Source organism: Streptomyces canarius (genome assembly GCF_014650735.1).
GTDB lineage: Bacteria > Actinomycetota > Actinomycetes > Streptomycetales > Streptomycetaceae > Streptomyces > Streptomyces olivaceoviridis.
In genome coordinates this window covers 190,719-208,689 of sequence record NZ_BMVN01000008.1, presented here as the reverse complement: position 1 = coordinate 208,689, position 17,971 = coordinate 190,719, and the positions used below count along the sequence as shown (strand labels likewise).

The window sequence follows — 17,971 nt, the reverse complement described above, 5'->3', positions numbered from 1 at the left end:
GACGGATCAGCCGACGACCGTCCAGGTGTCCCCGCCCGCCAGCAGCGCGGCCAGGTCGCCCTTGCCCTGCTGCTCGATCGCGGTGTCGAGCTGCTCGGCCATCGCCGTGTCGTAGACCGGCCGTTCGACGGAGCGGAACACCCCGATCGGGGTGTGGTGCAGGGTGTCCGGGTCGGCCAGCCGGGACAGGGCGAACGCCGTGGTCGGGGACGGGGTGTGGGCGTCGTGCACCAGGACCTCCGCCTCGTTCTCCGGGGTCACGGTCACCACCTTCAGGTCACCGGTCCGCCGGTCGCGCACGACCCCTCTCGCGCCGTCGGCGCCGAAGCGGATCGGCTGCCCGTGCTCCAGCCGGATCAGCGCCTCCTCGGCCCGCTGCTTGTCCTTCAGGGCGTCGAACGCGCCGTCGTTGAAGATGTTGCAGTTCTGGTAGATCTCGATCAGCGCCGTGCCCGGGTGGTCGGCGGCGGCGCGCAGCACCTCGGTCAGGTGCTTGCGGTCCGAGTCGATCGTGCGCGCCACGAAGGACGCCTCCGCGCCGATCGCCAGCGACACCGGGTTGAACGGTGCGTCCAGCGAGCCCATCGGCGTCGACTTGGTGACCTTGCCGACCTCGGAGGTCGGCGAGTACTGGCCCTTCGTCAGGCCGTAGATCCGGTTGTTGAACAGCAGGATCTTCAGGTTGACGTTGCGGCGCAGGGCGTGGATCAGGTGGTTGCCGCCGATGGACAGCGCGTCGCCGTCACCGGTGACGACCCACACGCTCAGGTCCCGGCGGGAGGAGGCCAGACCCGTCGCGATGGCCGGGGCGCGGCCGTGGATGGAGTGCATCCCGTAGGTGTTCATGTAGTACGGGAAGCGGGAGGAGCAGCCGATGCCGGAGACGAAGACGATGTTCTCCCGCGCGAGGCCCAGTTCCGGCATGAAGCCCTGGACGGCCGCGAGGATCGCGTAGTCACCGCAGCCCGGGCACCAGCGCACCTCCTGGTCCGACTTGAAGTCCTTCATCGACTGCTTGGCCTCGGCCTTGGGGACCAGCTGGAGCAGCCCGTTGGTGGCGTCAGTCATCGATGGCCTCCTTCAGCGCCGCGGCGAGCTGTTCCGCCTTGAACGGCATGCCGTTGACCTGGTTGTAGGAGTGGGCGTCGACCAGGTACTTCGCCCGGATGAGGGTGGCGAGCTGCCCGAGGTTCATCTCGGGGACGACCACCTTGTCGTAGCCCTTCAGGACCGTGCCGAGGTTGCGCGGGAAGGGGTTGAGGTGGCGCAGATGGGCCTGGGCGATCGACTCGCCGGCCGCGCGCAGCCGCCGTACCGCCGCCGTGATCGGGCCGTAGGTCGAGCCCCAGCCGAGCACCAGGGTCCTCGCGCCGTCCGGGTCGTCGACCTCCACGTCGGGGACGTCGATGCCGTCGACCTTGGCCTGCCGGGTGCGGACCATGAAGTCGTGGTTGGCCGGGTCGTAGGAGATGTTGCCCGTGCCGTCCTGCTTCTCGATGCCGCCGATGCGGTGCTCCAGGCCCGGGGTGCCCGGGATCGCCCACGGCCGGGCCAGTGTCTTCGGGTCCCGCTTGTACGGCCAGAAGACCTCGGTGCCGTCCTTCAGCGTGTGGTTCGGGCCGGAGGCGAACCGCACCCGCAGGTCGGGCAGCTCCTCCAGGTCGGGGATGCGCCACGGCTCGGAGCCGTTGGCCAGGTAGCCGTCCGACAGCAGCATCACCGGTGTCCGGTATGTCAGCGCGATCCGGGCCGCCTCCAGGGCGGCGTCGAAGCAGTCGGCCGGGGTCTGCGGCGCGACCACCGGCACCGGCGCCTCGCCGTTGCGGCCGTACATCGCCTGGAGCAGGTCGGCCTGTTCGGTCTTGGTCGGCAGGCCCGTCGACGGGCCACCGCGCTGGATGTCCACCACCAGCAGGGGCAGCTCCAGCGAGACCGCGAGGCCGATCGTCTCGCTCTTCAGGGCGACACCGGGGCCGCTCGTCGTGGTCACCGCCAGCGAGCCGCCGAACGCCGCGCCCAGCGCCGCGCCGATGCCCGCGATCTCGTCCTCGGCCTGGAAGGTGCGCACGCCGAAGTTCTTGTGCTTGCTCAGCTCGTGCAGGATGTCCGAGGCCGGCGTGATCGGGTACGACCCCAGGAACAGCGGCAGATCCGCCTGGCGGGACGCGGTGATCAGGCCGTAGGCCAGGGCGAGGTTGCCGGAGATGTTCCGGTAGGTGCCGAGCGGGAAGGCCTTGGTGGCCGGCGCGACCTCGTAGGAGACCGCGAAGTCCTCGGTCGTCTCGCCGAAGTTCCAGCCCGCGCGGAACGCCGCGATGTTGGCCCTGGCGATGTCCGGCTTCTTCGCGAACTTCGACTTCAGGAACTTCTCGGTGCCCTCGGTGGGCCGGTGGTACATCCAGCTCAGCAGGCCCAGCGCGAACATGTTCTTGCTGCGCTCGGCCTCCTTGCGGGAGAGGTCGAACTCCTTCAGCGCTTCCACGGTGAGCGTGGTCAGCGGCACCGGATGGAGGCTGTAGCCGTCGAGCGAACCGTCCTGGAGCGGGTCGCTCGCGTACCCGACCTTCTGGAGGGCCCGCTTGGTGAACTCGTCGGTGTTGACGATGATCTCGGCCCCGCGCGGGAGGTCGCCGATGTTGGCCTTCAGGGCGGCCGGGTTCATGGCGACCAGGACGTTCGGCGCGTCTCCGGGGGTCAGGATGTCGTGGTCGGCGAAGTGGAGCTGGAAGGACGAGACACCCGGCAGGGTGCCGGCGGGGGCGCGGATCTCGGCGGGGAAGTTCGGGAGGGTGGAGAGGTCGTTGCCGAAGGAAGCGGTCTCCGAGGTGAAACGGTCCCCGGTGAGCTGCATGCCGTCACCCGAGTCCCCCGCGAACCGGATGATCACCCGGTCCAGGCGCCGCACGTCCTTCGCGCCGCCCGGTTTGCGCTGCTCTCCCACGACGGTTCCGTCGGTCTGCTCCGCTGGGCTGCTGACCTGGCTGGTCACTGAACTGGACCTCCTTCGAGGCGGCTGTCCGGGGCCGGTCGTCCCACGGACCATCCCAGGATCAACCCTACGTCGGTTAGGGTCGCCTTCCCGAGGCCATCCAGGGATTGGACGACATTTCGAGACGGCCTGTCGCGCTGTGTGCACATCATGTCCCGCATCGCCTGAGCACCGGTCAAGGCGCTCCCCGCGCGTGTACAGGTTCTCTCCTCCGGCTCCCGACCGGGCCCCCGGTCGCCCCCTACGGGTCGCTCCGGGCCTTCCTCCCGGTACCCGCCTCCACCGAAGCGGGAGAGGCTGACGGGGCGCTGACGGGAGGCTGACACCGGACCGGCCGACTAGGAGTTCAGGTAGGTGAGAACGGCCAGAACCCGCCGGTGATCCCCCTCGCTCGGGGCCAGGCCGAGCTTCAGGAAGATGTTGCTGACGTGCTTCTCCACGGCGCCATCGCTGACCACCAGCTGCCGGGCGACCGCCGAGTTCGTCCGCCCCTCCGCCATCAGCCCCAGCACCTCGCGCTCCCGCGGCGTCAGCCCCGCCAGCACGTCCTGCTTGCGGCTGCGGCCGAGCAACTGCGCGACCACCTCCGGGTCCAGCGCCGTACCGCCCTCGGCGACCCGCACCACCGCGTCCACGAACTCCCGGACGTCCGCCACCCGGTCCTTGAGCAGATAGCCGACGCCCCGGCTGGAACCGGCCAGCAGTTCGGTGGCGTAGCGCTCCTCGACGTACTGCGACAGCACCAGCACCCCGAGCCCGGGGTGCAGCCGGCGCAGCAGTACGGCCGCCCGGACGCCCTCGTCGGTGTGCGTCGGCGGCATCCGTACGTCCGCCACGACCACATCGGGCAGCTCGCCCCGCTCGTCCAGCTCGGAGATGGTCTTCACCAGCGCGTCCGCGTCACCGACGCCCGCCACGACCTCGTGCCCGCGGTCGGTCAGCAGCCGGGTCAGGCCCTCCCGCAGCAGCACTGAATCCTCGGCGATGACCACCCGCACCCTGTCCTCCACGATTCTTCCGGCCCCCCACAGCCCGATCCCCCGCGACGCCGTCCGCCCGGGGCGTCCTCCAGGGGTCCAGCATTCCAGCAATCCCCCCGGAACGCCGCCGACCCGGGGGAATCTCGGGGGAATACCGGGGGCGCGGCCCGGGCGCGCCTTCGGGGCTCGGGCGGATCCGCATGCGCCCTGTCACTCGGGCGCGCGGGGGTCGGCCGTTCCGCCGTTCCGGTGCTTGGGTGTGCCGCCGTGCCGCCGTGCCGCCGTGCCGCCGTGCCGCCGTGCCGGCGCCCGGCCGCCCCGCGGTTCCGTGGCGCGGGGGCGTGGGCGCGCGGGCGTCGGCCGTTCCGCCGTTCCGTGGCGCGGGCGTCCGGCCGCTCTGACGTTCAGGCGTCCCGCCGCTCTGCCACTCAGGTGCTCAGGTGTGCCGCTGTCGCGCCGCTCAGGCGTGCCGCCGCCGAGGCGCCCAGGTGTGCCGCCGCTTCCGCCGCGCGGGCGTACCGGCGCTTCGCCGCGCAGGTGCTCAGGCGTACCGCCGCTCCGTCGCTCAGGCGTTTCGCCGCTCCGTCGCTCCGGCTCTGCGGCGGGCGTGCGTTCAGCCGCGCCAGGGGAGTTCCGCGATGACCCGGGTGGGGCCGCCCGCCGGGGAGTCCACCATGAGGATGCCGTCCACCGCGTCCAGGCGGGCGGCGAGACCGGCCAGCCCGGAGCCCCGCGAGGCGTCGGCGCCGCCCACGCCGTCGTCGGTCACCTGGAGCATCAGCCGGTCCTCCGAGCGCCACACGTCGACGGAGGCGGACCGGGCGCCGCTGTGCTTGCTGATGTTCTGGAGCAGCTCGGAGACGGTGAAGTAGGCGATGCCCTCGATGGCGGGCGCGGGCCGGGCCGGCAGGTCGACCTCGACCCGCACCGGCACCGTGCAGCGGGAGGCGACCGCCGACAGGGCCGCGTCCAGGCCGCGGTCGGTGAGCACGGCCGGGTGGATGCCCCGGGCCAGGTCGCGCAGTTCCTGGAGGGCCGTCTTCACCTCGCCGTGCGCCTCCTCCACCATCCGCGCCGCCGTCCGCGGGTCCTCCCGCAGCTTCTCCTTCGCCAGCCCCAGATCCATCGCCAGGTTCACCAGCCGGGCCTGCGCCCCGTCGTGCAGGTCCCGCTCGATGCGGCGCAGATCGGCGGCGGCCGTGTCGACCACGACCCCCCGGTCCGATTCCAGCTCCACCACCCGCGCCGACAGCGGCGACGGCCCGAGCAGCCCGCGCACGAGCAGCCCGTCCACGGTCGTCAGGGCCCGTACGAGCCAGGGCGTGGCCAGGGTGAACACCAACCCGACCAGCGCCGTGACGGTGATCTCGAAGGGGTTGTCGAGATAGACGCTGTGGTGGGCGTCGCCGTAGAGCTGGATCCCGCCCTCGCCGGCGTACGCCGGGAACACCCAGAACCACAGCGGATAGCTCAGCAGCCCCCAGCCGCAGGACCAGAAGGTCACCGCCACCGAGAACGAGAACACCGCCCACGGGAACTGCACCAGCGCGTACAGCACGTGCCGCCAGGAGGCGCCGCTCTTGAGCATCGCGCCCATCCAGGCCGCCGCGCCCGGCTTGCGCATCCGCAGCGGCTCCGGGTCGGCCACCTCAAGGCCGAGCAGGCCGCGCGCCCGCGCCCGCTCCAGCACGCCGAAGCCCCGGCAGCCGGCGAGCGCCGCCGCCAACACCGGGATGCCGAGGAAGGTCACCAGCAGGCCCGCGCCGAGCGCGACCATCGTCACCGTCCAGCTGAACAGGACGGTCGCCAGCGGCAGGCTCAGCAGCACGTAGCCGAACTCGCGCCGGCTGCGCGCCTCGAAGGGCGCCCGCAGCCCGGCGGGCAGCCGGTGCCGCGGCTCGCTGCGGGTGGCGTACCCCTGTCCGTAGTCCGTGACCATCGGTGTCGTCCCGTTCTCCTCGTTCCGGCGGCGGTTCCAGCCGTACCTCCAGGTTCGTCCGCCGGACGCTGCCGGGGTATGGAGTCCGTCGGCGTCTTGAGCGGGGGGTTTTCCCCACCCCCGCGCTCCGTCCAGCCGTAGTGCAGTGGTCGGAGCAGTGCCGTGGCCGGTCGCAGTGCCGTGGAAGGCGCTGCCGACGCGCGGCGCGGAAACGACGCCACGCGCGCGTGAGGCGTTTCCGTGTCTCACGCGCACGTGGCGCCGTGATGGCCGGCCATGTGCGGACGGGGCTGCTCCTGTGCCATGTGCGGGCGGGGCCCCTCCTGTGCCATGTGCGGGCGGGACCACTTCCGTGCCGTGTGCGGGCCGGCCGCTCCCGTGCATGTGCGGGCCGGGCTACTCCTGCCGGTCCCGCCAGGGCAGCTCCGCCGTGATCACCGTCGGGCCGCCCGCCGGCGAGTCGACCACGAACAGGCCGTCCACCGCGCCCAGCCGGTCCGCCAGGCCCCGCATCCCGCTGCCCCCGTCCAGCCGGGCGCCGCCCCGGCCGTCGTCCCGGACCTGGAGCATCAGCCGGTCCTCCGAGCGCCACACGTCGACGGAGGCGGACCGGGCGCCGCTGTGCTTGCTGATGTTCTGGAGCAGCTCGGAGACGGTGAAGTAGGCGATGCCCTCGATGGCGGGCGCGGGCCGGGCCGGCAGGTCGACCTCGACCCGCACCGGCACCGTGCAGCGGGAGGCGACCGCCGACAGGGCCGCGTCCAGGCCGCGGTCGGTGAGCACGGCCGGGTGGATGCCCCGGGCCAGGTCGCGCAGCTCCTGGAGGGCCAGCTTCACCTCGCCGTGCGCCTCCGCCACCATCGCCGCCGCCGTGTCGGGGTCCTCCAGCAGCTTCTCCTTGGCGAGGCCCAGTCCCATGGCCAGGTTGACCAGCCGCGCCTGGGCCCCGTCGTGCAGGTCCCGCTCGATCCGGCGCAGATCCGCCGCCGCCGTGTCCACCACGATCCCGCGGTCGGACTCCAGCTCGGCGATCCGGCGCTCCAGCTCGTCCGAGGGCGACAGCAGGCCCCGCACCATCGCCCGGTCCAGGTTCGTCATGCCCCGTGCCAGGTACGGGAGCACCGGCCACAGCACGAACAGCGAGATCAGCACCGTGCAGAAGGTGAGGATGCCCCAGGGCAGCCGGATGGCGTCGTACAGCAGCGTGCGCCAGCCCACCGGGTCCTTCAGCGCCATCCACAGCCGCTGCACCGGGCCTCCGCCCTTGGCGAGCGGCAGCGGCGACGGCTCCTCCACCCGCACCCCGAGCAGCTTCCGGGCCCGGGCCCGTTCCAGCTTGCCCAGTTGCCGGGCGCCCAGCAGGGACAGCGCGAGCAGCGGGAGACCGATCACGGTGAGGGTGAGGGTGCCGCCGGCCACCAGCACGGTGACCGCGTACGTGAATCCGAACAGCGCCACCGGCAGGTTCAGCAGGAGATACGCGATCTCCTTCCAGGTGTGCGCCTCATAGGCCGGCCGGGGCGGCGGCAGCCGGTGCAGGCCGTCGTGTCCGTCGGGTCCGTCGTTTCCGGCGCGGCCGTCACGTTCGTCGGTGCCGCCGGTCCGGTCGGCGGCGGGGCTGGGAGCGGTCATGCTGATCAGCCTGCCGTGCGCGGCACCGTCCACGCCATGCGGTACGCCGCCCTCCGCCGCCGGGGGAAAACCCCACCCCGTCCCGGGTACCGGCTGTCTCACGGCCTGACGGGCTGCTTACCGGTTCTTTATCAGGGCCTAGACTCCCGTGCGTACAGGTCAACGAGGTCGACGAGGTCAGGAAGCGAGGGACGGACGGTGCGGGAGACGTTGGGGGACTCGTCGTACGCCGCGGTGAACGTCGTCGCGGCCGGTTACTTCCGGTCCTACTCGGTGGTCGGACTGCTCGCCCTCATCGGCGTGCTCTTCGTCGCGGTCGCCTTCGGCGCGGGCCGCCTGCTGCGCCCGGTCGTGCCGACACCGGAGAAACTCCTGACCTATGAGTGCGGCGTCGACCCCGTCGGCGAGGGCTGGGCCCACACCCAGGTCCGCTACTACGTCTACGCCTTCCTGTACGTGATCTTCGCGGTCGACTCGATCTTCCTGTTCCCCTGGGCGACGGTCTTCGCCGCCCCCGGCTACGGCGCGACGACCCTGGTGGAGATGTTCCTCTTCCTCGGCTTCCTCGCCGTCGGCCTGCTGTACGCATACAAGAAGGGCGTCCTGGCATGGACGTGAACCCCTCCACCTCCGAGTCGGTGTACCTGCCGGAGCCGAAGAGGCTGGGCGCGCTCGCCCGCCTCGCTCCCGAGCCGATGAAGGTCGTCCTGAACTGGGGCCGCCGCTACTCGCTCTGGGTCTTCAACTTCGGCCTCGCCTGCTGCGCGATCGAGTTCATCGCCGCGTCGATGGCCCGCCACGACTTCATCCGCCTCGGCGTGATCCCGTTCGCGCCGGGCCCCCGCCAGGCCGACCTGATGGTGGTCTCGGGCACGGTGACGGACAAGATGGCCCCGGCGGTCAAGCGCCTGTACGAGCAGATGCCGGAACCCAAGTACGTCATCTCCTTCGGCGCCTGCTCCAACTGCGGCGGCCCCTACTGGGACTCGTACTCGGTGACGAAGGGCGTCGACCAGATCATCCCCGTCGACGTCTACGTCCCCGGCTGCCCACCGCGTCCCGAGGCGCTGCTCCAGGGCATCCTCAAGCTCCAGGAGAAGATCGCCCGCGAGTCGCTGGGCGAGCGGTACGACAACGGGCCCGCCCGGCCGTCCGCCGCCGCCCTCCAGAGCGGCCTGGTGCCGCCCCCGGCGCCGGCCGGTGAAGGGGGCCCGCGATGAGCACGGCCGCCGGCTGGCTGCCCGCCCCCGCCGAGGAACTCTTCGGTACGGGGGCCACGGCCGAGGAGTCCTACGACGTCCTGACCGTGGACGTACCGCCGTCCGCCTGGCTCACCGCCCTGGAGACGGCCCGTACGACCCTGTCCTGCACCTACTTCGACTGGCTGAGCGCGGTCGACGAGCCGGGCACCGGCTTCCGGGTCTGCGCGCACGTCGTCGCCCTGCACCCGGTCCGCCGGCTCCTCGTCCGCACGACCGTGCCGCACGACGCCCCGGCCCTCCCCTCCGCCGTCGGCGTCTACGCCGGTGCCGCCTGGCACGAGCGCGAGACCCACGAGATGTTCGGCGTCGTCTTCGAGGGCCACCCGGGGCTGGAGCACCTCCTCCTCCCCGAGACCTTCGAGGGCCACCCCCTCCGCAAGGACTTCGTCCTCGCCGCCCGCGTCGCCAAGGCGTGGCCGGGCGCGAAGGAACCCGGCGAGTCCGAACACGGCGGCCCGAAACGCCGTCAGATGCTGCCCCCCGGCGTCCCCGACCCCAACGAGTGGGGCCCCCTGAAGGGCCAGCTCCCACCCGCCCCGACCCGCCCGGCCAGGGCGGCGGCGGGCCGCGCGGCGGGGGAGCGCCCGGTGCGGCGCACCCGCTCGGCCTCGGAGGGCTCGGCCAGCCAGACCGCTGCCGCGGGTGGGGCCGGGGAGGCCGGTGCCGCTGGTGCTGCTGGTGCTGCTGGTGCCGCTGGTGCTGCTGGTGCCGCCGGTCGGCCGCGTCGGATGAGGAGTGCGAGCGAGGGCTCGGTGAGCCAGGCGGCGGTGCCGGGCGAGGACGCGGCGAGCCGCAAGCAGGCCACGACCGAGGGCGACGCCACCCGGGCGGCGGCGCAGGGACCCGCGGACGGGCCGGCTGCGGAGGCCTCGGTGGCGCACGAGCCCGGCCCGACGCCCGCACCCGCCCGGCCGCGCCGTGCCCGCAGCGCCTCGGAGGGCTCGGCCTCGCAGCGGACCCAGGCGGCGGCGGAACCGGCCTCGACGGAGGGGACCGGACCGACGGAACCTGCGGAACAGGCAGGCCCGGCACAGCGAACGGAACGGGCGGAGCCGACGGAACCGGCGGAGTCGGCGGGAACGGCCGACGCGACCCGTCCCACCCGCCGCAGCACCGCTCCCCGCAGCTCCGACGCCCCGTGGCACCACGCCCGCCCGGCGTTCGCCGAGCCGGAACCAGGGCCAGGGCCGGAGCTGGAGCCGCCTGCGGAGCCGGAGCAGTCCGCGCAGCCGCAGCCGCAGCCGCAGCCGCAGCCGCAGCCGCAGCCCACGTCGGCGTCGGCATCGGGCGAGGAGCCGGCACCGGAGGCCGAGCCCGAGCCCGACCGCGCGCCCGCGCCCCCGCAGACACCCCAGCACCAGCCGCAGCCGCAGCCGGAGCAGGCACGCGCCCCCGAGCCGCGCCCCGACGCCCCCGGGAGCGACCCGGCCACCACCCCCGACCCGACCACCCCCGACGACTCCGCAGGAGGCCCGCGGTGAACGGCGCGTTGGACGTCGCCCTGCGACTCGTGGTCGTCTTCGTCGTCTTCCTCACCTTCCCGCTGATCGTGGGCCAGACCGAGCACAAGGTGATGGCCCACATGCAGGGCCGGCTCGGACCGATGTACGCGGGCGGCTTCCACGGCTGGGCCCAGCTCATCGCGGACGGCGTGAAGTTCGCGCAGAAGGAGGACGTGGTCCCGGCGGGCGCCGACCGCCGCGTCTTCCAGCTCGCCCCCGCCGTGGCCCTGCTGCCGTACCTCCTCGTCCTCCTCGCCATCCCCATCGGCCCGAGCGAGGGCGCCGTCGGCCAGGTCCTGGACGCCGGCGTGTTCTTCGTGCTCGCGGTGATGGGCGTCGGCGTCCTCGGCTCGCTGATGGCCGGCTGGGCCAGCGCCAACAAGTTCTCCCTGCTCGGCGGCCTGCGCACGGCCGCCCAACTGCTCGCCTACGAACTCCCGATGCTGCTGGCGGCGGCCTCGGTCGCGATGGCGGCGGGCACCGTCTCGCTGCCCGGCATCGTGCACGCCTTCCACTGGTGGTGGCTGCCGTGGCAGATCGTCGGCGCGATCGTCTTCTTCGTCGCCGGACTCGCCGAGCTGCAACGCCCGCCGTTCGACATGCCGGTCGCCGACTCGGAGATCATCTTCGGCGCGTACACCGAGTACACCGGACTGCGGTTCGCGCTCTTCCTCCTCGCCGAGTACGCCGGGATCGTCGTCCTGTGCGGCCTGACCACCGTCCTCTTCCTCGGCGGCTGGCACGGGCCCTGGGACCACGACGGCCTGGGCTGGCTGTGGACCCTGCTGAAGACCGCGATCCTCGCCTTCCTCGTCATCTGGCTCCGCGTCACCTACCCGCGGCTGCGCGAGGACCAGCTCCAGAAGCTGTCCTGGACCCTCCTCGTCCCCCTCTCCCTCGCCCAGATCGCCCTCACCGGCATCGTCAAGGTGGTGATCAGCTAACCATGGCCCCCATCCCCGGCAGCGGCCTCGCCAAGGGCCTGGCCGTCACCCTCCGCACGATGACGAGGAAACACGTCACCGAGCAGTACCCGGACGTCCTGCCCGAACTCCCGCCCCGCACCCGTGGCGTGATCGGCCTGTTCGAGGAGAACTGCACGGTCTGCATGCTGTGCGCCCGGGAGTGCCCGGACTGGTGCATCTACATCGACTCGCACAAGGAGACGGTCCCGCCCGCCGCCCCCGGCGGGCGTGAGCGCAGCCGCAACGTCCTCGACCGGTTCGCGATCGACTTCTCCCTGTGCATGTACTGCGGTATCTGCATCGAGGTCTGTCCTTTCGACGCCCTGTTCTGGTCCCCGGAGTTCGAGTACGCCGAGACCGACATCCGCGAGCTCACCCACGAGCGGGACAAGCTCCGCGAGTGGATGTGGACCGTGCCGGCCCCGCCCGCCCTGGACCCCGGCGCGGAGGAGCCCAAGGAGATCACCGCTGCCCGCAAGACCGCCGAGAAGCTGGCCGCCGCCCAGGCCGGGCCGGCCGAGCAGCGGGAAGGGGAGTCGTGACCCTCGCCGCGGCCACGGTGACCGCTTCCGGAACTCCGGGCTTCCTGTCCCCGACCGGCGTCGAGATCGCGTTCGTGCTCGTCGGCCTGGTCACCCTCGGCGCCGCGCTGGTCACGGTCACCACCCGGCAGCTGGTGCACGCCGCGCTGTGGCTGGTGGTCGCGCTCGGTGGCCTCGCCGTGGAGTACCTGCTGCTCACGGCCGAGTTCATCGCCTGGGTACAGGTCCTGATCTACGTCGGATCGGTCGTCGTCCTCCTCCTGTTCGGTCTGATGCTCACCCGGGCCCCCATCGGCCGCTCCCCGGACGCCGACTCCGGCAACCGCTGGGCCGCCCTCACGGTCGCGGTCGCCGCCGCCGTCGCCCTGGTCTGGGTGGTCGTCGACGCCTTCCGGACCACCTGGATCGACCTGGGCGGCCCCGCCGCCGGCACCACCGAGGTCACCGGCGCGAGCCTGTTCCGGCACTGGGTACTGCCCTTCGAGGCCCTGTCCGTGCTGCTCCTCGCCGCGCTGGTCGGCGCGATCGTCCTGTCCCGCAAGGCCAAGGCCGACGCCGGCCCCGCGGTCCCCGGTAAGGAAGGCGTCCGCTGATGCACCTCGCCTACCCCGCCGTACTCTCCGCCCTCCTGTTCTGCACCGGCCTGTACGGCGTCCTCGCCCGCCGCAACGCGATCCTGGTCCTGATGTCGGTCGAGCTGATGCTCAACGCCGTCAACCTCAACCTGGTCGCCTTCGACGTCTGGCTCAGCCGCGCCGCGCGGGACACCCTGCACTCCGGCCAGGCGCTGACCCTGTTCACCATCGCCATCGCCGCCGCCGAGATCGGCATCGGCCTGGCGATCGTGCTCGCCGTCTACCGCAACCGCGGCACCTCCGACATCGACAAGCTCCGCGACACCGCCGAGGGCCCCGAGACCGAAGGCCCCGGCACCTCCGCGGCCGAGAAGACTGAGGCCACCGCGTGACCACGACCACCCTCGCCGTCCTCGTCCCCCTCCTGCCGTTCCTGGGCGCCGCGGCCGGCCTGCTCCTCGGCCGCACCACCCCCGGGTTCGTCCGCCCGCTCGCCGTGCTGCCGCCGCTGGCCTCCCTGGTGCTGGCCGCGCTGGTCGCCGCACGGCAGGGCGGCGACGCGGCCGTCGACGCCCACACCGAACTGACGCCCACCGGATCGGTGCCGATCGAGCTGGCCCTGCACATCGACGGCTTCGCCGCGCTCGTCGCCGTCCTGGTCGCGTTCGTCGCGGCCTGCGTGCAGATCTACTCCACCGGCTACCTGCGGGACGACCCGCGCTACCCCTCGTACGCCGCTCTCGTGTCCCTGTTCACCTCCGCGATGCTGCTGGTCGTCTACTCCGGCGACCTGATCGTGCTGCTGGTCGGCTGGGAAGTCATGGGCATCTGCTCCTACTTCCTGGTCGGCCACTACTGGGAGACCCCCGAGGCCCGCGCCGCCTCCCTGAAGGCCTTCCTGGTCACCAAGCTCGGCGACGTGCCGTTCCTCATCGGTCTGTTCGCGCTGGCCACCGAAGCGGGGTCCTTCCGCATCACCCGCGTCCTCGGCGCCGTCGCCAGCGGCGGCATCGACCACCCGACGGTGATCGCGCTGCTGCTCCTCGCGGGCGTCGCGGGCAAGTCGGCGCAGTTCCCGCTGCACACCTGGCTCCCGGACGCGATGGCGGGCCCGACGCCCGTCTCGGCGCTGATCCACGCCGCGACGATGGTCGCCGCCGGTGTCTACTTCACCGCCCGTCTCCTCCCGCTCTTCGAGGCCTCCCAGGCCGCGATGGTGGTGCTCGCCGTCATGGCCGCCGTCACCATGGCCGGCTCCGGTCTCGCCGCGCTCGCCCAGGACGACATCAAGCGCGTCCTCGCCTACTCGACGATCGGCCAGCTCGGCTACATGACCGGCGCCCTCGCCGTCGGCGACCGCGGTGCGGCCGTCTTCCACCTCCTTACGCACGGCGCCTTCAAGGCGCTGCTGTTCCTCGCGGCCGGCGTGATCATCCACGCCGCCGGCACCAACTCGCTGGCCGCCATGTCCCGCATGCACGGCCTGCGCGACCGCATCCCGGACGCCTACTGGACGATGACCGTGGCGCTGCTCGCCCTGGCCGCGATCCCGCCCTTCAGCGGCTTCTTCTCCAAGGAGTCCGTCCTCGGCGCCGCCGAGCACGTGACTTCCGGCCACACCGGGCACGCCCCCGCCGTCGCCGGCTGGATCGTCCTCGTCGCCGGCCTGCTCACCGCCGTGCTGACGGCCGCGTACGCCACCCGGCTGTGGCTGCTGGCCTTCCGCGGCCACGGCCCCGAGGCCCCCGACCACGGCCGCCAGCCGCTGACGATGACCGTGGTGCTCTGGGTCCTGGCGATCCCCTCCCTCGCTCTCGGCGGGCTCGCCTACCGCGCGCTGCCCGGCTGGTTCGACGGCCGCGACCTGACCCCCACCCCGCTCACCTCGGTCCTGGGCACGGGCCTCGCCCTGGTCGGCGGGCTGCTCACGTACGGCTGCTGGCAGCGCACCGCCCGGCTCGCCGCGGGCACCCCGCTGGGCGCGGTCGCCGCCCACCCCGAGGAGGACGCCGGACTGGTCGAGGCCGAGGCCATCGCCACCCACGAGCCGGCCTACGGCGACATCGCCTACGCCCCCGACCCGGCGGACCCGTCACGGCTGCTGCTCGGCCCGCTGCACCGGCACGCGGCCGAGGGCTTCCACCTGGACGCCGTGTACACGGCGCTGTTCGTCCGCCCGGTCCAGGCCGGGGCGAGTCTCGTCCGGTTCCTCGACCGCGAGGTCGTCGACACCTACGTCCACGGCGCCGCCGCCCTGCCCCGGCTGCTCGGGGCCGCCGTGCGGCGGGCGCAGACCGGAAATGTGCAGACCTATGTGAGCGCGCTGCTCGCCGGCACCGTCGTCCTGGCGGTCGCCGTCCTCCTCGTCGCCACGGGAGTGTGAGCAGGCGTGATCGATATCAACGAGTCCGTGATGCAGTTCCTTCTGGCATTCGTCGTCGTCGGCCCGCTCCTCGGCGCCGTCGCCGCTCTCCTCCCGGCCCCGCCCGGACTGAAGGGGAAATCGCCCGAGCAGGCCGTGCTCCGGCACGGCGTGACCGTGACCGGCGCGGTCCTCATCGCCGCGATCGTCCTCGCGCTCGGCTTCGACCACGACCACCCGTCGAAGATGCAGGCCACGACCGACATCAGCTGGATCCCCGCACTCGACGTGCGGATCCACCTCGGCATCGACGGCATCTCCCTCCCCCTTCTGGTCCTGACCGCGCTGCTGACCTTCCTCTGCGCGCTCTACTCCTGCTTCAAGCCGCCGTCGGGCCCGTCCCCGAAGGCGTTCGTCGCCCTGCTGCTCCTGCTGGAGGCCGGCACCCTCGCGACCTTCGCCGTCCTCGACCTGCTGCTGTTCTTCCTCGCGTTCGAGATGGTGCTCATCCCGATGTACTTCCTCATCGCCCGCTGGGGCGGCGAGGGCCGGACCCGGGCCGCGTGGAAGTTCATCCTGTTCACGCTGCTCGGTTCCGTGGTCATGCTGCTCGGCCTGCTCCTGATCGGAATCAAGGCGGGCACATTCGACATGGTGGCACTCGCCACTGACAACGGCCGGTCGCTGACCGCATCCGTGCAGGTCATCGCCGTTCTGGCGATCGGGATCGGGCTCGCGGTGAAGGCGCCGATGTGGCCGCTGCACAGCTGGCTGCCCGACGCCCACACCGCCGCGCCGACCGTCGGCTCGGTCCTGCTGGCCGGTGTCCTGCTCAAGATGGGTACGTACGGTTTCGTCCGTATCCTGCTGCCGGTGGCGCCGGACGGTTTCCACACGTTCGCGCCGTACCTCGCCGCGTTCGCCGTCGTCGGGATCATCTACGGGTCCCTGGCCTGCCTGGCCCTCGCCAAGCGGGGCGCGAAGGGCGACCTCAAGCGCCTCATTGCGTACTCCTCCGTCGGCCACATGGGCTTCGTCCTGCTCGGCGTCGCCACCATGACCCCGACCGGCGTGAACGGCGCCCTGTTCGCCAACATCGCCCACGGCCTCATCACCGGCCTGCTGTTCTTCCTGGTCGGCGCCCTGAAGGACCGCACCGGCACCACCGACCTCGACACCCTGGCCCTCCCGTCGCCCGACCACCACCCCTCACCGAGCGGCTCCGTCGCGCCGGATCGATTCCAGACCGGCGCCGCCCTGTACGGCAGAGCCCCGCGCCTCGGCGGCCTGCTCGCCTTCGGCGCCGTCGCCTCCCTCGGCCTGCCCGGACTCGCCGGGTTCTGGGGCGAGATGCTGGCCCTGTTCGGGGCGTTCCGGCCCGCCGCCGACCTCAGCCGCCCCGCCTTCCTCACCTTCATGGCGATCGGCGCGTTCGGCACCCTGCTCACCGCCGCGTACATGCTGATCGTGGTCCGTCGCGTCTGCATGGGCGACGCGGAGCGGGAGGTGCCGAAGCTCGCCGACGTGCACGGGTACGAGTTCGCCGCCTGGACCCCGCTCGTCGCCCTCACCGTCCTCGCCGGACTGTGGCCGAAGGCCCTGCTCGGCCTGACCGACCCGGCCGTGCAGCAGCTCCTCGCAGGAGGCACCCGATGAGCGCCCAGCCGCTTGCCGAGTCGCTGGTCCAGTCCGTCGACTGGCTCGCGATCGCCCCGCCCACCCTCGCGGCCGTCGTGGCGCTCGTCGTCCTCGTCGCCGACCTGTTCCTGCCGGAGCCCCGCAAGGCCCTGCTCGGCTGGATCTCGGTCGCGGGCCTCGCCGCGGCGACCCTGCTGCTCCTGCCCCTCCTGGACGGCGACCGCAGCACCTTCTGCCTCACCGGCCCCGCACGCGCGTGCAGCTACACCGCCGACCACTTCACCCTCGTCATCCAGTTCCTGGTCCTCGGCGGCGCCCTGCTGGCGGCCCTGCTCTCCGTCACCCACCTGGACGACGAGCGGCGGCGCGTCCCCGCGGGCGAGTTCTGGTTCCTGCTGTTGTCCTCGGCGGCCGGTGCCGCCCTGCTGCCCGCCTCCCGGGACCTGGCCACCCTGATCGTCGCCCTGGAGGTCGCCTCCCTGCCGGCCTTCGCGCTCGTCGGCATCCGGCACGGCGACAAGCGGTCCTCCGAGGCCGCCCTGAAGTTCTTCCTCTCCTCGGTCACCGCCACCGCGGTCAGCCTGATGGGCATCAGCTTCGTCTACGCCTCCACCGGCACCCTCTACCTCACCCAGGTCGCCCAGCGCCTCCCGCACGTCGACGGACAGCTGCACACCCTCGCCCAGGCCGGCGTCGTCCTCACCCTCGTCGGCTTCGCCTTCAAGACGGCCGCCGTACCCTTCCACTTCTGGGTGCCCGACACCTACGTGGGCGCGCCCCTGCCCGTCGCCGCGTACCTGTCCGTCGTCGGCAAGGCCGTCGGGTTCTCCGGGCTGATCCTCGTCACGGTCGTCGCGTTTCCGTCGTACGCCGACGTCTGGGGGCCCGCGCTCGCCGCCCTGGCCGCCCTCACCATGACCGTCGGCAACGTCGCCGCCCTGCGCCAGCAGGCCACGCGCGCGTACAGCGCCGTACGGCTGCTCGCCTGGTCCTCCGTCGGCCAGGCCGGCTACCTGCTGGTGCCGATCGCCGCCGCCGGGTACACCAAGGACGCCCAGAAGGCGATCGGCTCCACGGTCGCGTACGCCCTGATGTACGCCGCCGTGAACCTCGGCGCCTTCGCGGTGGCCGCCCTGGTGGGCCGCAGTCGCGCCCTGAACCGGATCAGCGACTACCGGGGCCTGTACGCCACCCATCCGATCGGCGCGCTCCTGCTGGCCTTCTTCCTGCTGTGCCTGGCCGGGCTGCCGCCGGGCATCATCGGCCTGTTCGCCAAGGTCACCGTGTTCTCGGCGGCCGTCGACGCGGGCCTCGGCTGGCTTGCCGTCGTGATGGCCGTCAACGTCGTGATCGCCCTCTTCTACTACCTTCAGTGGACGGCCCTGCTGTTCCGCGCCCCCGAGGGCGAGCCCGCCCGGCACCGCGTCCCGGCGCCCGTCACCGCCACCCTCGCCCTCACCGGAGCCGTCGCCGTCGCCCTCTCGGGAGCACCCCAGCTGGTCCTCCGCTTCGCGGCCGGCGGACTGTTCTGAGGAGTCGCCACGCGCGTGTGGGGCACTCGTGCCGGCACGCGCGCGTGGCCGAA

At 72.6% G+C, this 17,971-nt stretch carries 15 protein-coding genes; 10 read left to right on the top strand and 5 right to left on the bottom strand.

What is annotated here, in order from left to right; translation table 11 throughout:
- Positions 1–6 precede the first annotated feature (6 nt).
- From IE294_RS14620 to IE294_RS14600, 5 genes are all read right to left on the bottom strand, one after another.
- Positions 7–1,068 (bottom strand): 2-oxoacid:ferredoxin oxidoreductase subunit beta, encoded by a 1,062-nt coding sequence (locus IE294_RS14620; protein WP_189885988.1) that lies wholly within the window; start codon positions 1,066–1,068, stop codon positions 7–9.
- The gene (locus IE294_RS14615) at positions 1,061–2,989 is read right to left on the bottom strand and encodes a 2-oxoacid:acceptor oxidoreductase subunit alpha (protein WP_189885986.1); all 1,929 of its coding nucleotides are present in this window, start codon (positions 2,987–2,989) and stop codon (positions 1,061–1,063) included. Before IE294_RS14615 ends, IE294_RS14620 begins: the two co-directional genes overlap by 8 nt.
- Positions 2,990–3,327: 338 nt before the next feature.
- Positions 3,328–3,987, bottom strand: a complete 660-nt coding sequence (locus IE294_RS14610; RefSeq protein ID WP_506005254.1) for a response regulator transcription factor — start codon at positions 3,985–3,987, stop codon at positions 3,328–3,330.
- A gap of 595 nt (positions 3,988–4,582) precedes the next feature.
- Positions 4,583–5,908 carry a sensor histidine kinase gene (locus tag IE294_RS14605; protein ID WP_189885984.1) on the bottom strand — a complete coding sequence of 442 codons (1,326 nt, stop codon included), beginning with the start codon at positions 5,906–5,908 and terminating at the stop codon, positions 4,583–4,585.
- Positions 5,909–6,304: 396 nt separating this feature from the next.
- A complete protein-coding gene (locus tag IE294_RS14600; RefSeq protein WP_229917159.1) occupies positions 6,305–7,540 on the bottom strand; it encodes a sensor histidine kinase in 1,236 nt (411 codons plus the stop codon).
- 198 nt (positions 7,541–7,738) lie between these two features.
- On the opposite strand from IE294_RS14600, the gene IE294_RS14595 reads away from it, so the two are divergent.
- From IE294_RS14595 to IE294_RS14550, 10 genes are read left to right on the top strand one after another with little or no spacing between them, the layout of a single operon-like run.
- Positions 7,739–8,158 (top strand): NADH-quinone oxidoreductase subunit A, encoded by a 420-nt coding sequence (locus IE294_RS14595; protein WP_189885982.1) that lies wholly within the window; start codon positions 7,739–7,741, stop codon positions 8,156–8,158.
- Positions 8,149–8,760, top strand: a complete 612-nt coding sequence (locus IE294_RS14590) for an NADH-quinone oxidoreductase subunit B (protein WP_189885980.1) — start codon at positions 8,149–8,151, stop codon at positions 8,758–8,760. Before IE294_RS14595 ends, IE294_RS14590 begins: the two co-directional genes overlap by 10 nt.
- Positions 8,757–10,283, top strand: coding sequence for an NADH-quinone oxidoreductase subunit C (locus tag IE294_RS14585; protein ID WP_189885978.1), 1,527 nt, complete (start codon positions 8,757–8,759; stop codon positions 10,281–10,283). Before IE294_RS14590 ends, IE294_RS14585 begins: the two co-directional genes overlap by 4 nt.
- Positions 10,280–11,248 carry a complex I subunit 1/NuoH family protein gene (locus IE294_RS14580; protein WP_189885976.1) on the top strand — a complete coding sequence of 323 codons (969 nt, stop codon included), beginning with the start codon at positions 10,280–10,282 and terminating at the stop codon, positions 11,246–11,248. Before IE294_RS14585 ends, IE294_RS14580 begins: the two co-directional genes overlap by 4 nt.
- A 2-nt stretch (positions 11,249–11,250) precedes the next feature.
- Positions 11,251–11,811 carry a NuoI/complex I 23 kDa subunit family protein gene (locus IE294_RS14575; protein WP_189885974.1) on the top strand — a complete coding sequence of 187 codons (561 nt, stop codon included), beginning with the start codon at positions 11,251–11,253 and terminating at the stop codon, positions 11,809–11,811.
- A complete protein-coding gene (locus IE294_RS14570; RefSeq protein WP_189885971.1) occupies positions 11,808–12,404 on the top strand; it encodes an NADH-quinone oxidoreductase subunit J family protein in 597 nt (198 codons plus the stop codon). Before IE294_RS14575 ends, IE294_RS14570 begins: the two co-directional genes overlap by 4 nt.
- Complete coding sequence (gene nuoK, locus IE294_RS14565; RefSeq protein WP_189885969.1) at positions 12,404–12,778, top strand: NADH-quinone oxidoreductase subunit NuoK; 375 nt, start codon at positions 12,404–12,406, stop codon at positions 12,776–12,778. The genes IE294_RS14570 and nuoK overlap by 1 nt, the downstream gene beginning before the upstream one ends.
- Positions 12,775–14,769, top strand: a complete 1,995-nt coding sequence (locus IE294_RS14560) for an NADH-quinone oxidoreductase subunit 5 family protein (RefSeq protein WP_189885967.1) — start codon at positions 12,775–12,777, stop codon at positions 14,767–14,769. Before nuoK ends, IE294_RS14560 begins: the two co-directional genes overlap by 4 nt.
- A 6-nt stretch (positions 14,770–14,775) precedes the next feature.
- Positions 14,776–16,404 carry an NADH-quinone oxidoreductase subunit M gene (locus tag IE294_RS14555; protein WP_189885965.1) on the top strand — a complete coding sequence of 543 codons (1,629 nt, stop codon included), beginning with the start codon at positions 14,776–14,778 and terminating at the stop codon, positions 16,402–16,404.
- The gene (locus IE294_RS14550) at positions 16,401–17,918 is read left to right on the top strand and encodes an NADH-quinone oxidoreductase subunit N (protein ID WP_189885962.1); all 1,518 of its coding nucleotides are present in this window, start codon (positions 16,401–16,403) and stop codon (positions 17,916–17,918) included. The genes IE294_RS14555 and IE294_RS14550 overlap by 4 nt, the downstream gene beginning before the upstream one ends.
- The last annotated feature ends 53 nt before the right edge of the window (positions 17,919–17,971 follow it).

Bases quoted from the DNA above. Each gene is read 5' to 3' on its own strand.
- IE294_RS14590 (WP_189885980.1), top strand. From the start codon at position 8,149: ATGGACGTGAACCCCTCCACCTCCGAGTCGGTGTACCTGCCGGAGCCG.
- nuoK (WP_189885969.1), top strand. From the start codon at position 12,404: ATGCACCTCGCCTACCCCGCCGTACTCTCCGCCCTCCTGTTCTGCACC.
- IE294_RS14620 (WP_189885988.1), bottom strand. From the start codon at position 1,068: ATGACTGACGCCACCAACGGGCTGCTCCAGCTGGTCCCCAAGGCCGAG.
- IE294_RS14585 (WP_189885978.1), top strand. From the start codon at position 8,757: ATGAGCACGGCCGCCGGCTGGCTGCCCGCCCCCGCCGAGGAACTCTTC.
- IE294_RS14575 (WP_189885974.1), top strand. From the start codon at position 11,251: ATGGCCCCCATCCCCGGCAGCGGCCTCGCCAAGGGCCTGGCCGTCACC.
- IE294_RS14550 (WP_189885962.1), top strand. From the start codon at position 16,401: ATGAGCGCCCAGCCGCTTGCCGAGTCGCTGGTCCAGTCCGTCGACTGG.
- IE294_RS14600 (WP_229917159.1), bottom strand. From the start codon at position 7,540: ATGACCGCTCCCAGCCCCGCCGCCGACCGGACCGGCGGCACCGACGAA.
- IE294_RS14605 (WP_189885984.1), bottom strand. From the start codon at position 5,908: ATGGTCACGGACTACGGACAGGGGTACGCCACCCGCAGCGAGCCGCGG.